The following is a 14,410-nucleotide window of genomic DNA, read 5'->3' as shown; positions in this document are numbered from 1 at the left end:
ATTTACTTTTTTAGGAATATGGTACTTTGTAACATATTATTCAGACGTTCGTTGAACCGCACAAAACACTTTAACATCTGTTTTATTTTCCGTCAACAGTAAACTATAACCTGTCCTTGCCATGCTGATGGTTCAATATATGCTGCAGCTCTAGCAAACAGGACAAATCCCTGTGAAAGTATATAAGCCAGATGTGACATTACGAGCTGAAAATAGAATTTGTATGCGCAGATATTGGGACGAACGGAAGATTTCCTATATAATGAAAGAAAGTCATTAGGAGGGATTAGGATGGAAACAAAATTTTCGCCGGATGCCTTTTGGCAAAAAACAAAGCAGGTAGCAAAAAAGGCAGGATATTTGGTCATATATGCTGCGCTTCTATTGTTTTATGTACTAAAAAAGCCAGAAGTGCCAAAGAAAACGAAGATAGCAATTATTGGTGCCTTAGCCTACTTTATTGCACCAATTGATGCGGTTCCCGATATCTTAGCAGGTCTCGGCTATACAGATGATCTGGGCGCATTAGGTGCTGCACTCGTACAGGCGGCCATGTATATTGATGATGACATAAAAGGGCAAGCAAAGGAAAAACTTGCGGAATGGTTTGAGGGTGAGTTGGATACAGGTGCTATTGATTCTAAGCTAGAATAGAAAAAGGTTGAGAACGTTTGTTCCTGTTGGTATACTGAAATAGTAAATATAATGAGGAGAAACTTATGCCATCGGGAAAAACACATACAAGTTTAAATTTATTTGCATTGCCGTTTTTGCTTTTTTTGCTGATTTCGTACGGTTTTACAAGCTGGGGCTTTTTACTTTGGTTTTGCGGCGGTTTTATTGCTGGTACCTACTTCCTAAGCCCTGATTTAGATACGCGTAGTACACCGTATCGTGCATGGGGACCACTGCGTGTACTTTGGTATCCTTACCAGGTTATTATGCCCCACCGATCGCCGCTTACGCATATGCCTATTATCGGAGATGTACTGCGCGTGTTGTACTTTGTTTGCGTTAGCATACCAATTGTCCATGTACTGGACACATATGTATACGATGTGAATGTAAAAGAGATACTAATGCGGTACAAATCAGAGCTAGTTATAATCTTTTTCGGTATTGTAACGGCAAGTACACTACATATTATGGTAGATATTATGAACACAAAACGAAAAAGATTATGGAAAAAAAGAAGAAAATAAAGTGTGAATGTAGTAGTTGACGGCACACTTTTTTTACATTATTATTTGTATGTACAAACAAACAAAAGGGAGTTTATAAATATGATGAAAACACTTGTTATTGTGGCGCATCCTAACATGAAAAATTCTCGTTTTAATAAACGTTTACGTGATGAATTAACCAAAACGGATGTAACCATTCATGACTTATATGAAACATATCCAGATGAAAATATTGATATAGCTCGTGAGCAAGAACTGCTGTTGACACATGATCGTATTGTACTGCAGTTTCCATTTTATTGGTACAGCTCACCATCTTTATTGAAGAAATGGCAGGATCATGTCTTAGCATTTGGATGGGCATACGGTCCTGGCGGCACGAAGCTACATGGTAAAGAGCTTATGCTAGCTATCACAACTGGCGGTCCGGAGGCTGCGTATCAAGCAGGGGGTTATAATCAGTACGCCATGAGTGAATTACTAAAGCCATTTCAAGCAACAAGTAACCTCATTGGTGCTAGATATTTACCGGCTTTCATCATTCATGGTGTCAACCAATTAACAGAACAACAAGTTAATGAGCATGCAGCTCGTTATGTGGAACATATTGCAAAAGATTTTGGTCCAAGAAGATAGGGCGAGCTATGTAATGAATGAACGTATTGTTATGATTGGAGGCAGCACTATCAAAAGTAACGGTGGCCATCCACTTTCATAAGAGTCTCGGCATATCGCCGAGGCTTTTTTGTATAAGAAGCTTAACTAGGTGCTTAAGATATAAAACAAGCTTATAATAGAGAAGAAGGAGTGATTATATGAAATATGTTGTATCTTGCTTAATGCTACTGCTTTTGTTCGGATGTGCACCGACAGATGAAAAATCTCAATTGTTTAAACAAGCAGAGGAAGGTTGGATTGATGCTGGCTATCGTTTAATTTTAACAAAGGAAGAACCGCCGATTGTCTTTCCAGCGCCACATCGTCATTATAAAGTGAACAATGATCACTTGGTTATGTACATATTTGATAGTCCGGAAAAGGCAAATCAAGCAAAGCTTGATGCTGAGAAACCAAATCCAAAGTGGGATTATCTCATTCCTGTTTATATAGTGAAAGATAATATGTTGTTCATTTACTTTACGTCTGCCGCACAAGCAAAGCCGCCGCTGTTTAATAAATTAGAAAAAGTAGTAGAAGGAATTAATTTACAAAAAGAGGCAAAGTGAAGGGGAACGATTTTAATTTTTGAAAAAATGTAATAAATAATAAGCCAGGCGCTGCCCGGCTTATTTGCCTTTAATAAAGGTGCGATCTTTTAAGAACAAGTTCCAGAAGAAAATGAACCCTGGAAGGAGGATAGCAATACCAATTGCGTATAGGACAAGTAACGTATAAAATGTTTCCTTCGTAGTAAAGCTCGTATCAACCGTTACGTCAGGATAGACAAGGTACGGTAGATGGGAGGCACCGTAGCCGTAACTGGCAAAGGCGTATTGTGCGATAACAGCTAGTACGGCGATACGCGGCCAACCGAGCGAATTGTGGGCACGGTTCGTCCACCAGAGTGACGTATAACCGACCACAAAGAAGATAAGAGATATCGCAAAAAACGGAATTTGCTTCATTAAGTTATCTAAAAACCAACTAGCATCTACATCAGTAGCCACCAATGCGATAATCGCTGTTACAAGTGTGGCAGGACCGAGAAAAATAGCACTGCGGCGGTACACTTGGTAGGTTTCTTCTGAACCTTGTTCACGTGAGAAATCTGCTAGAAACAATGCAGACAGAAAGAGCTCTGATGTTAAACCAAACAGCATGTAAAAATAAACGGCAGGGCTGCTGAACAGTTTGCCATATAAAAGAGACTCCGTATCGCCAGAGAAATCAACGTAGCCGCCTTCTGTAACTGGTAAAACAGTAATGAGCAGGGCTGGAATCAACAGGCCGGTAATACCTGAGATAATGCGCAGCATTTTTTCGTAACGAGGCAATGAATAAGCAAATACCATAAATGTACTGCGAATAGCAATTAAAACAAGTATCAGTGTAACCGGCGCAAACATGATTGTAGCTAATGTGTAAGCTGCCTTTGGAAAGAAGCCAATAAATGCAACAACCACAAATACAAGAACTGTATTGGTTAATTCCCATGTTGGTGATAAATAACGGTTGGCAATTTTACTGGCTAGTGATTTATGATTGGCGTACACCATCGCCCAAAAGCCAGCTCCAAAATCGATGGAGCCGAGAATACTGTAGGCAAAAATCACAGCCCATAAAATTAAAATGGCAATGCTTTGTTCATTCATCACACTTTGCCCCCATTCCCTTCAAGCTCAGGAAGCAACGGATGTCGTCTAAAAAATGTACGTAGTACGATAACGGTCAACACAGAGAGAAATACATACAACACGATGAACAACATATACATTGGAGCAATGAAATCCGCACGTGTGGCCGCCTCTGTTGTACGCTGAAAACCGTAAATCGTCCATGGTTGACGACCGCTGCAACTGAAAATCCAACCAAACTCAATCCCAAGCATGGACACTGGGCCAATAGAAGCAATGCTCCAGAGCAACCATTTCGGCAGTTTCCCGCCTCGCTTATGGTGGATAAAATACCAATAGGCAAGCGCGAGCCCAGAAATCATTGTTGTCCACCCCGCGGCACCTACCATGAGATTAAAAAAAACATGTGTGTAGAACGGGGGCCATGTTTCTGGCGGGAATTCATTTAAGCCTTTTACAACAGTATCCGGACTTAAGCCTGTTAAAATACTAAGTGCCCATGGAATTTCAATGCCGTACTTCACTTCTTGTGTAACAGGATCTACAAAGCCACCAATAGCAAGCGGCGCATGGGATTGTGTTTCAAATAGACCTTCTGCAGCTGCGAGTTTTTCAGGGGAATGCTCGTGCAAATTAATAGCCGATGAATGACCTGTCACCCACATCATGATGCCCATTGCAAAGGTCATAATTAAACTTAGTAGCAATCCTTTTTTATGATAGGCAATCTCACGTGCACTTTGATTGCGTTTGAGAAGCTTGTAGCCTGCCACAGCTGCCACAATGCCTGCGCCTGCTGCATAAGCAGTAATCACAACATGTGAAGCACCTGTATAGAAACTCGGGTTAAAGAATGCTTCCCATGGATTTACATCATATACTGTACCATCTGGACGCATAGAAAAACCGGCTGGTGTATTCATCCATGTATTGGCAGATGTAATTAAAATACCAGATGCAGTAGCGCCAATCATAACAAAAAATAGGGAAAGTAAGCGTAGAGAGGAAGAAAGTTTGTCGGCCGCATACACGTAAATGGACATAAACAATGCTTCTAAGAAGAATGCAAAAATTTCAATTTGGAAAGGCACAGCAATAACTTGTCCTACAATTTTAGCGAAGCCTGGCCAAAGTAAAGCAATCTGAACCCCGACAATTGTCCCAGTAGGAATGGCCACGCCCAATAAAATCGCGAAAGCCTTTGTCCAGCGTTTTGCCATTACTGCATAATCTGAGTCTTTCTTCCATTGATACAAAATCTCAAATAACAGAATCATAAGAGACAGTCCAATGCCGAGTGTGGCAAAAATGATATGGAACGCAAGAGATGTGCCGAAAAAGGCACGCGATAAAGTAACTGTATCCATATGTACGTTCTCCTTCGTTTTTACCAGTATTTTCTTACATGTAAAGGGAAATTATTCAAAAATATTTATATTTTTATATGTTTTGCAGAATGTAATTGTGATAATATCAAAGTATATTTTTAAAATTGAAAATTCTAAAAATTAAAACCATTTGTGACAAAGATATGACATTTTTCTTAATGCATGAGAAAAATGAAAGTAAGAGAATTGATTTATCGAAAAGTATGCTCTATAATAAATCGAACATAAGTTTGTGTTCAGTAAGGAGGCTTTTTGATGTATCCAGAGATTATTAGTAAAATGGCGTTCTCAAAAGCGCATAAAGATTTGTTATTAAAGCTGTACAACAAGGAAATTACAAGGAGAGAATATGACCGCTTAGTCCAAGAACTGTATGAGCCGGTGCCACAACCTGTAGAGAAAAAATAGCATTTACATAAGTTATGCTTTTTGCTTCAACCAATCGTTACCTTCTGTTAAGCGCGCAGTCATCATACTGCAACCATTATTGCCAAACAGTACACACCAAGTGTAACTAGAGCGGTAAAGAGAACACTTGGGCTATAGACGTTCATCTAAAATCGGCAAGGATACCCCCACTTCAAACAGACCGCAAGGTCGTTAAGTGGTGGGTTGTTGACCCAAAGAAGAAAGCGATTTGTCACACGCCGCCAAGTACAGAGCTGTCTTTATAAAGCGTAGCTACGAGTGGTATAAACTTAATTAAGTTTAGAGAGATTTGTGAAGTGATAAGCGGGCTACACAAAAGAAAAAAGCGCCAGAGCGGCGCTTTTTATTAGTTTTCGAGACGTGCTTTTACTTTTCGGTACACAGAAATAATTGGCTTATATTTTTCATGAACAAGTCCAATTACCTCGGCGATAATTTCACCGACTAGAAGAAGTACAAGTAAGATTAGCATAGACTGCCATAATAACAGTCTGGAAAATACAATGGCACTAACGCTGAAGAAAATGCCAAACATATAAATTAGCAAAACCGTTTTTCGGTGAGAAAAGCCCATTGCAAGTAAGCGATGGTGTAAATGTGATTTATCAGGTGCCGAAATGGGTTGCTTGTTTACTAACCTGCGTATAATCGCAAAACTTGTATCAAAAATAGGTACACCAAGAATAATGATAGGAACAATTAAACTAAACAAGGTAACACTCTTATACAAGCCAAGCAAAGATAAAATGGAGATACAATAACCAAGGAACAACGCCCCTGTATCACCCATGAAGATTTTTGCTGGGTTAAAGTTATAGAATAGGAAAGCAATTGTACTTGCGATTACAATAACAGCAATCGTTAGTATAAGAGGTGTATTTCCTAAAAAGGCCATAACAGCAAGTGTTGTTAAAGCAATAGAAGAAACGCCTGCCGATAAACCATCTAAGCCATCAATCAAGTTAATGGCATTTGTAATACCTACAATCCAAAATATTGTTAAAGGATATGCAAATAAACCAAGTTCATACGAGTCATTTGTAAAAGGAATATTTACATAATCAATCATTAAGCCGCTTCGTACAATTAAAAGGGCTACAAATACTTGACCAAGAAATTTCCATTTTGCAGATAGCTCATACATGTCGTCTAAAACACCGATTATTACAATAACAATCGCTCCTACCACAATCGTTGTCATTCGCTCGTTGTATAATCCGCTAACAAAATAACCAACAACTACACCAATAAAGATGGCAAGGCCACCAATACGCGGCGTGATTTTTTGATGTACCTTTCGGGCGTTCGGCTTGTCTACGGCACCAATTTTAAATGCGAGCTTGATTACGAAAGGGGTAACGAGCAGCACTGTGATAAAAGACGCGATAAACGCGTAAATAAGCTGTAAGTTCACTAATACTCCCCACCCTTAAGTATAGTTTTTATTCAATCAAACTATGTGCAGGCTTTATGCTGTATTTTTCATTCATTAGCTATCGTATCATAAACAAAAGAGAATTCAATCTTTTTTTCATGTAAAATTGATTACTATAACATGAAAAATGTTACAATCTGTCTTTTTATGGTGTTTTTTAGAAGGCAAAAGTATGGATATACAAGCCTTGCTTTTACATATTCTTAAAAAATATCGTAAGACTGTTTATATATAATAAAAGGGGAGATAGTATGATTTGGAAAGAGGTGTGGTGATGCACGTTACAGTTGTTGGAACAGGATACGTTGGTTTGGTGACAGGTGTTGGTTTGGCAAAAATGGGACACAATGTCATTTGTATGGATATCGACCACAAGAAAATTACGGCTTTGCGACAAGGACAAATTCCGATTTATGAGCCTGGTTTACAGGAGTTAATGATAGAGTGTTTGGAACGAGGGACACTACAATTTACAAGTGATCCTTCGTATGCGTATCAATATGCAAATCTGATTTTTTTGGCTGTAGGAACGCCGCAGCACCCGGACGGCACCGCAAATTTATCTTACATTGAGAGCGCATGTGATACAATTGCAGCGCATCTAACGGAATCAGCCCTTATTGTTACCAAGAGTACGGTGCCAGTTGGAACGAATGAACGGCTGCGCGCGCGTATGGCGAAGCGGTTGCCAACGGGGATAGAGGTTGAGTTTGCTTCTAATCCGGAGTTTCTAAGAGAAGGATCTGGTATACATGACTTTTTCCATGGAGATCGCATCGTAATTGGAACGGAGAATGAGAAAGCAAGGTTATGGTTGCAGGAGTTGTATGAACCGCTTGAAATTCCGATGTTTTTTACAGATGTACGCAGCTCAGAAATGATTAAATATGCCTCCAATGCATTTTTAGCAACGAAGATTAGCTTTATTAATGAGATAGCAAACATCTGTCAAAAAACAGGTGCTGATGTGGAAGCTGTTGCACGTGGTATGGGAATGGATATGCGAATTGGTTCCCAATTCTTAAAAGCGGGCGTCGGTTACGGCGGTTCTTGTTTTCCAAAAGACACAAATGCGCTTGTGCAAATAGCGGGTGATGTAAAGCATGACTTCCGGCTGTTAAAGGCTGTAATTGAGGTTAACAACCAGCAACAGGAAGTATTGGTGGAGATGGCAGAAAATGTGATGATGCTGACCGGAAAAAAGGTTGCGCTTTTAGGTCTTTCTTTTAAGCCAAATACAGATGATATACGGGAAGCACCGTCTATAGTCATCGCTAAGCGACTGCTAGCAGCAGGAGCTATTGTACGAGCATACGACCCGCAAGCAATGGGTAATATGAAGCGTGTATTGCCCGATTTATTGTATACAAGTGCAGCAGAAGAAGCACTGCAAGATGCCGATGCGGCGTTTCTTGTGACAGAATGGAAAGAAATCATACATATTCCTCTTAAGCGCTATGTCGAGTTAATGAAAACGCCGCGTATCTTTGATGGACGTAATGTCTATTCTTTACAGGAAGCGCTTGAGGCAGGCGTAGAATATTACTCGATTGGTCGTAAAGCGATTGGAAATGAGACATTGACAACTCAATAATGTATGCATAAATACCTGCTGTTAACAGAAACTAAAATGATGCATTTTCTAAAGGCAGGTGCTCTTATGGATATACGTATTTATGTTGCGGCTTTTTTAGTCAGCTTTTTAACAGTTATCATCGCAACACCGCTTTTGATTCGCGCTTCTCATAAAGCTGGCTTAGTGGACCGTCCAAATGAGCGGAAGGTGCATACAACAGCAATTCCCCGCACAGGAGGAATTGCTATTGTATGCGGTGTAATTCTCGGTTTAATTATGTTTCCGGTCTCTTTTCCGAATTTTAAAGGTGTTGCAATCGGGTCAGCTGTTATTATTTTAGTAGGGATTATTGATGACATTTATACGTTGCCGCCGCTGTATAAACTGGCGGGACAAATCGTTGCCGCAATTATTCCCATAGCCTACGGAGTTACGATTAGCAAATTTATGCTTCCGTTTTACGGTGAAGTTAATTTTGATGTGATGCGTTATGTCATTACATTTGTTTGGATTATTATTGTGACGAATTCCATTAACCTTATTGATGGACTTGATGGTTTAGCCGTTGGGATTTCTACCATCGCCCTCGCCATCATGCTGTTGTTTGCTTTTGCACAGCAGCAATACATGCTCGTTGGTTATATTGTATTGTTAATTGGCAGCAATGTTGGTTTTCTTGTATATAACTTTCATCCGGCAAAAATTTTTATGGGTGATGTTGGTTCTTTGTTTTTAGGATATACAATCTCATTGCTGTCCATTTTGGGATTTTTCAAAGGTGTAGCGCTTACCAGTTTGCTTATTCCAGTAATTATGCTAGCTATCCCGCTTTCGGATACTTTTTTTGCCGTTGTAAGACGAGTGGGGGATAAGAAAGGGATTATGAAGCCTGATAAATCCCATTTGCATCATTGTTTAATGCGAATCGGATATAGCCACCGTCGTACGGTGCTTATTTTATACGGCGCCGCTATTTTATTCGGAACGGTTGCCTTGTTTTTTCCATATTATAATTATCGAGTAGCTATTGTACTATTTCTCATTTTGTTGTTTTTCATTGAATTATTTGCAGAAATTATTGGATTAACCGGGAGAAAAACAAACCCAGTTTTAAGATTATTACGAAAAATAGGGCTGTTACTACCAGATAAAAGAACTTAAAAAATAGGCTCTGTTAAAGTTTGTTGTCAATGAGTAACATCAGATGTTAACATAGCCAAAAATAAAGGAACTTGCAGTGCAAGTTCCTTTATTGCGTGCTTTCTTCATTTGTATTATCAGTTGTATCTTCTGTTAAGTCCTCTTTTGGTACAAGCTCTAATATATCCATAAACGTATCATGAACCGTATCTACACTTTCCTCATCTAACTGATAGTAATAAATGCTGTTAATCGTTGCATCTTCACCTTCGAGCTTCAAGGTTTCAATGGATTGTGCATTAAACTTAGAAAACTTCCTGTATAGTGCTAAGCCGTCTGAAACCGGAATATCCGTTTTGATATTTTTACCAACTGCCTTTGCTAAATCGTTTACTTTTAATAAAGAGGATGGAGAGCTCACTTTCTCAAAAATAGCAGAAAGCAATTGACGTTGACGATCTGCCCTCCCGAAATCACCGCGCGGGTCGTGCTTACGCATACGCGCATAGGCAAGTGCTTCTTCACCATTTAAATGCTGCTTTCCTTTTTTAAATGTAATGCCTTTACGGGGATTCAAGTCTGACCCTTCTACAAAGTCAAAAGGTACATCCACAGTTACACCACCGACTGCATCAACGATTTGTTTAAAGCCGTTAAAGTCAATTTTCGTATAATGATCAATCGGTATGCGTAGCAATTGCTCCACTGTGTCAATCGTGAGTTGTTCGCCTCCATATGCGTAGGCTGCATTAATTTTATCTTTTTTCGTTCGGCCTGGGATTGAGACGTAACTGTCGCGCGGGATACTCATCATGGTAACACGTTGTGTTTTGGGATTCACTGCTGCAACAATCAAAGAATCTGTGCGCCCGTTATGTCCGCCTGAAGAGTAATCTTCTACCCCCATAAGCAGCACAGTAAACGGTTTTTTGGTAATCTCGACCTCTTCTTCGCGCAACTTGGACTGTTTTGTCTTTGTTCCGCTGTAAATGTCAAGCAAAGAAGAGAAGGAACTATATACATAGTATCCGCCGCCCCCAAACAGCAGTAAAATAATCAGCAGCAAAGTAATACGTCTTCGTTTTTTCTTTTTCTTTTGTTGCATTAAATATTGATAGCGGTCTTTCATATGTGTGCTCCTTTAATTAACATCGATTTCAATATATAGTGACTCAGCGGACACAATTTCGCAGCGACCGTTTGTCAGTTCAACCATCCAATCTTCGAATGCGGCGGTTTCTTCTTCCGCTACATACGTATGAAACGTAACTTGATCTAAATATTCTATCTGCTGTAGCAAAAAAGCAGAGCCGCGCAGTTCATTCTCTACTTTTCCAAGTAAGGTGTACTCTACGCTTGTGCACATATGACGCATTAAGCGGCGCTCTACGATACCTGTATGAGCAACTCCTTCGCTTACGCTTTTTCCATACGCGCGAATTAGGCCACCAGCACCAAGTTTAATTCCTCCAAAGTAGCGGGTTACAACAACGACTGTGTCCTTGAGTTTCTTTTTCTTTAGAACTTCCAACATTGGTACACCTGCGGTTCCGCTGGGTTCACCATCATCGTTTGCTTTTTGTATTTCATCGTGTTCCCCAATGAGGTAGGCAGAGCAGTTATGATTAGCGTTATGGTGTTTTTTCTTAATGCCCTGAATAAAAGCTTGTGCCGCTTCCTCGGTTTCGGCACGATCTATAAAGCAAATGAACCGCGATTTTTCAATGATAATCTCATGCTCTCCATACCCTTTTACAGTGTAATATTGATTTAACAATGATTATACGCCCCTATCTCATACAATGACATGTATTCTATTCTAAAAGGGTATTTTTTTAAATTCAAATATTTTTCTTGTTTTTCATATTAGAATGAGGAAAAAGCACATAAGCTATGCATGTTTCAAGTACATACAAGCAGGTTTTGCTTTTGTATTTTAACACCTTTCAATCGAGAAGAACGGTATGTTTAGATTTTCACTACAAGTAGATAAAACTTGTTTTTCTCTCTTAGTCAAAAAAGCATGTCGCATTTTGTGTTTGTACGTATATAAATTTTGAATTTATCTATGATTTAATGCACTGTTCTTCATTTTCATGTACAATTAGATAATAAAAAGTCAAAGGAAGGTAAATTTATGAGAACAGCGATTGTCACCGACAGTACAGCGTATATTCCAAAAGATGTACTAGATCGGTTAGATATACATATGGTTCCGTTGAATGTAACCTTCGGTGATGCCTCTTATCAAGAAGAAACGGAAATTACGGATTTACAGTTCTACATGAAAGTTCGTGAGCAAGAGGAACTGCCGAAAACGTCACAACCGGCGATCGGACTGTTTGTGGAATTGTTTGAACGTTTGGCAAAAGAGTATGACGCGATTATTAGTATTCATCTATCTAGTGGCATTAGCGGGACGTATCAAACAGCAACAACAGTGGGGAATATGATTGAAAATGCACGCGTCTACACATATGATTCTGAAATCAGCTGTGCGGTACAGGGCTTTTATGTACGAGAGGCGGCAAAAATGGCACAAGAAGGCCAAGGCCCGGAAGCTATTATTGCGCGTTTGAATGAAATGAAACAAACCGTGGATGCTTATTTTGTAGTAGATGATTTAAATCACCTGCAGCGCGGCGGTCGTTTAAACAGCGCAGCTGCTTTTATCGGCAGTCTTTTGCAGGTCAAACCGATATTATATTTCCGTGACAAAGTTATTGTCCCGTTTGAAAAGATTCGTACTCGTAAAAAAGCGCTCAAGCGAATTATAGAAATCTTTGATGAGAAGGCAAGTAAGGGTATGCCGATGGAAGCTGTGGTCATTCATGCAAATTGCGAGGAAGAAGCAAAGCGTTGGCAAGCTGAACTACAGGCGTTGTATCCTCATGTGAACGTCAGTCTTAGCTATTTTGGTGCCGTTATTGGTACGCACTTAGGTGAAGGTGCGATTGGGCTTGGATGGTACGTAAAATAAGTTCCCTGTAAAGGGGACTTTTTGTATGCGATGAAAAAGAGAGTTTTCCGTGCATATGTTTGTTGTCTACATATCGTGGATATAATTGTAAAAGAAAGATACTTACTTTTTGTAAGAAACTGTTTTATAATAAAATGGAGGTGAGAATATGGAACACAATCCTGCTTTATGTCCTAAGTTTGAGTCCGCGTTCACCCTGCTCAGCAAAAAGTGGACAGGTCTCATCATTCAATCGCTTTTGGGTGAGCCGATGCGTTTTCGAGAGATCGCGGAAATTATTCCGAATATGAGTGACCGGATGCTTTCGGAGCGTTTAAAAGAGCTTGAAAGTGAAGGTATCGTGGTACGTACTGTATACCCTGAGGTGCCGGTTCGCATTGAGTATACGCTAACTGCTAAGGGAAGAGCGCTTGAAAGTGTAATGAGGGAAGTACAAAAATGGGCGGAGCGCTGGGTGTAGCGCGCATAATAGATGAAACCTTGTGCCACAGGCACGAGGTTTTTTTGTAGTTGTTACAGAAGATAGCTAGGGCGTTTGAAGACAAAATGTAGTCGTGGGGACGTTTAAGTAATAGGACGAAATGTAACAAAGAAGCACCCTATAACTGCCTACATTTGTCGAAACAGTACGTATTATCTATATAAATATTACAAAAAAATGCAATTTAAGACGTATTCCACCACGAAAATACATAGTTTGTATTACGATTTTTTTACAAGTATGTAACAAAGGCGAAAATGTAAGAAAATTGTGGTATAAAAGAGAAAGGAAAAAGAAGGTGTGGGGGAAAAGAAAATGAAACAATTGAAAATGGTTACAACCGTAATTGCTACGGGTCTTATTATGTTTTCAACAGTAGCACCTCAAGTAAACGCAGAACGTAACAAACAAACCATTCAGGCTAATATACATACAAAAGAGCAAGAACGTAAAGATATCATGAAGCAAATGGATGAGCGTTTAAACGAAATCAAAGCGCTTGAGAAAACGATTGCTGATAATGAAACAAAGCTAAAGCAAACAGAAACGGATATTTCTGAAACACAGAAATTAATTCGTGAGAAAACAATTGCAATCGACGCGTTACAAAAGAAAATCGAACAGCGCGGAGAAGTTATAAAAAAGCGTTTGGTATCATTGCAAACACAACCAACAACAAATATTGTAACAGAAGTCGTTATCAATGCGAAAAGCTTTGCCGATTTATTAGATCGCATGAACTCTATTAATCTTTTGTTACAATCTGATAAAAGTATCCTAGAAGCACAAGAAAAGGATAAAGCGCAAGTTGAAAAGGATCGTGAGTTAATCCTTCAAAAAGAGCAACAGCTCCGCGCATTCATGGAAGAGCTTCAAAAAACACAGCAGCAACTTGCGGCAGATCGTCAAGCTAAACAAGCAATTTGGAATGAGCTAAATGATAAATTACAAGCAATCGTTGCAACAATTGCGGCTGAAAACCGTGAGCTAACAAAAGCGGAAGAACGTGATTTCCAACGTCTTTCTCTTAACCTGCAACGCTCTGACAATACAGAAGATACAAAACCAGCACCGGCTGTACCAGCACCAACAAAACCTAGTATCGCAGCACCGGCACCAGCAGGTGGTGTAGTAGCGAAAGCGCAGCAATATTTAGGTGTTCCTTACGTATTTGGAGGTGCCTCTCCGCGCGGTTTTGACTGCAGTGGGTTTATCTCTTATATTTACGGTGGCGGTCGTAAAACAGCGGCAGGCTATTATGCTTCAGCAACTAAGATTAGCACGCCACAACCAGGGGATTTGGTATTCTTTGCTAACACGTACAAGCCAGGCATTTCCCATATTGGTATTTACGTTGGAAATGGACAAATGATTCATGCGAGTGACAGAGGAATTGCTTACTCTAGCTTAAGCAGTTCTTATAACCAAAAACATTTCGCAGGATATGGAAGACTGTAAAATGATTATCAACAACTAACAAAACCAAAGTCGGTAACTTGCTTT

General features: G+C 39.6%; 15 protein-coding genes. 10 read left to right on the top strand and 5 right to left on the bottom strand.

Going from position 1 to position 14,410, the window contains the following annotated elements:
- Nucleotides 1-291: 291 nt before the first annotated feature.
- The 4 genes from EEJ45_RS09305 (at nt 292) to EEJ45_RS09290 (ending at nt 2,410) form a co-directional block, all read left to right on the top strand.
- On the top strand, nt 292-654 hold the full coding sequence (locus tag EEJ45_RS09305) for a YkvA family protein (protein WP_124564530.1): 363 nt from the start codon (nt 292-294) through the stop codon (nt 652-654).
- Between the two features lie 65 nt (nt 655-719).
- Complete coding sequence (locus tag EEJ45_RS09300; protein ID WP_124564529.1) at nt 720-1,202, top strand: metal-binding protein; 483 nt, start codon at nt 720-722, stop codon at nt 1,200-1,202.
- Between the two features lie 84 nt (nt 1,203-1,286).
- Nucleotides 1,287-1,820, top strand: coding sequence for an NAD(P)H-dependent oxidoreductase (locus tag EEJ45_RS09295; protein WP_124564557.1), 534 nt, complete (start codon nt 1,287-1,289; stop codon nt 1,818-1,820).
- Nucleotides 1,821-1,999: 179 nt separating this feature from the next.
- Nucleotides 2,000-2,410, top strand: coding sequence for a hypothetical protein (locus tag EEJ45_RS09290; protein WP_124564528.1), 411 nt, complete (start codon nt 2,000-2,002; stop codon nt 2,408-2,410).
- 60 nt (nt 2,411-2,470) lie between these two features.
- On the opposite strand, the gene EEJ45_RS09285 is transcribed toward EEJ45_RS09290, so the two are convergent.
- Complete coding sequence (locus tag EEJ45_RS09285) at nt 2,471-3,496, bottom strand: cytochrome d ubiquinol oxidase subunit II (RefSeq protein WP_124564556.1); 1,026 nt, start codon at nt 3,494-3,496, stop codon at nt 2,471-2,473.
- Nucleotides 3,496-4,845, bottom strand: coding sequence for a cytochrome ubiquinol oxidase subunit I (locus tag EEJ45_RS09280; RefSeq protein ID WP_124564527.1), 1,350 nt, complete (start codon nt 4,843-4,845; stop codon nt 3,496-3,498). Before EEJ45_RS09280 ends, EEJ45_RS09285 begins: the two co-directional genes overlap by 1 nt.
- A 276-nt stretch (nt 4,846-5,121) precedes the next feature.
- Here EEJ45_RS09280 and EEJ45_RS18375 point away from each other — a divergent pair, with 276 nt between their 5' ends.
- A complete protein-coding gene (locus EEJ45_RS18375) occupies nt 5,122-5,274 on the top strand; it encodes a hypothetical protein (protein ID WP_164464235.1) in 153 nt (50 codons plus the stop codon).
- A 367-nt stretch (nt 5,275-5,641) separates the two neighbouring features.
- Here the strand turns inward: EEJ45_RS18375 and EEJ45_RS09275 are convergent, their stop codons facing one another.
- Nucleotides 5,642-6,709 (bottom strand): glycosyltransferase family 4 protein, encoded by a 1,068-nt coding sequence (locus EEJ45_RS09275; RefSeq protein WP_124564526.1) that lies wholly within the window; start codon nt 6,707-6,709, stop codon nt 5,642-5,644.
- Between the two features lie 295 nt (nt 6,710-7,004).
- On the opposite strand from EEJ45_RS09275, the gene EEJ45_RS09270 reads away from it, so the two are divergent.
- On the top strand, nt 7,005-8,324 hold the full coding sequence (locus EEJ45_RS09270) for a UDP-glucose dehydrogenase family protein (RefSeq protein WP_124564555.1): 1,320 nt from the start codon (nt 7,005-7,007) through the stop codon (nt 8,322-8,324).
- A gap of 66 nt (nt 8,325-8,390) precedes the next feature.
- Nucleotides 8,391-9,467 carry a glycosyltransferase family 4 protein gene (locus EEJ45_RS09265; RefSeq protein ID WP_245999864.1) on the top strand — a complete coding sequence of 359 codons (1,077 nt, stop codon included), beginning with the start codon at nt 8,391-8,393 and terminating at the stop codon, nt 9,465-9,467.
- Nucleotides 9,468-9,555: 88 nt separating this feature from the next.
- Here the strand turns inward: EEJ45_RS09265 and EEJ45_RS09260 are convergent, their stop codons facing one another.
- A complete protein-coding gene (locus EEJ45_RS09260; protein WP_124564525.1) occupies nt 9,556-10,575 on the bottom strand; it encodes an LCP family protein in 1,020 nt (339 codons plus the stop codon).
- 12 nt (nt 10,576-10,587) lie between these two features.
- On the bottom strand, nt 10,588-11,223 hold the full coding sequence (locus EEJ45_RS09255) for a YigZ family protein (protein ID WP_124564524.1): 636 nt from the start codon (nt 11,221-11,223) through the stop codon (nt 10,588-10,590).
- A gap of 360 nt (nt 11,224-11,583) precedes the next feature.
- Between EEJ45_RS09255 and EEJ45_RS09250 the strand changes: the two genes are divergently transcribed.
- The 3 genes from EEJ45_RS09250 to EEJ45_RS09240 all read left to right on the top strand — a co-directional run bounded on the left by EEJ45_RS09250 (nt 11,584) and on the right by EEJ45_RS09240 (nt 14,365).
- The gene (locus EEJ45_RS09250; protein ID WP_124564523.1) at nt 11,584-12,426 is read left to right on the top strand and encodes a DegV family protein; all 843 of its coding nucleotides are present in this window, start codon (nt 11,584-11,586) and stop codon (nt 12,424-12,426) included.
- Between the two features lie 148 nt (nt 12,427-12,574).
- On the top strand, nt 12,575-12,886 hold the full coding sequence (locus EEJ45_RS09245) for a winged helix-turn-helix transcriptional regulator (protein ID WP_124564522.1): 312 nt from the start codon (nt 12,575-12,577) through the stop codon (nt 12,884-12,886).
- A gap of 336 nt (nt 12,887-13,222) precedes the next feature.
- Entirely contained in the window at nt 13,223-14,365 is a 1,143-nt protein-coding gene (locus tag EEJ45_RS09240) for a C40 family peptidase (RefSeq protein WP_124564521.1), read from the top strand.
- Nucleotides 14,366-14,410: the final 45 nt, after the last annotated feature.

This window comes from Ectobacillus antri, assembly GCF_003852715.1.
Classification (GTDB): Bacteria; Bacillota; Bacilli; order Bacillales; family Bacillaceae_G; genus Ectobacillus; species Ectobacillus antri.
The sequence above is the reverse complement of the archived record's forward strand: the minus strand, read 5'-3'. Positions and strand labels throughout refer to the sequence as shown.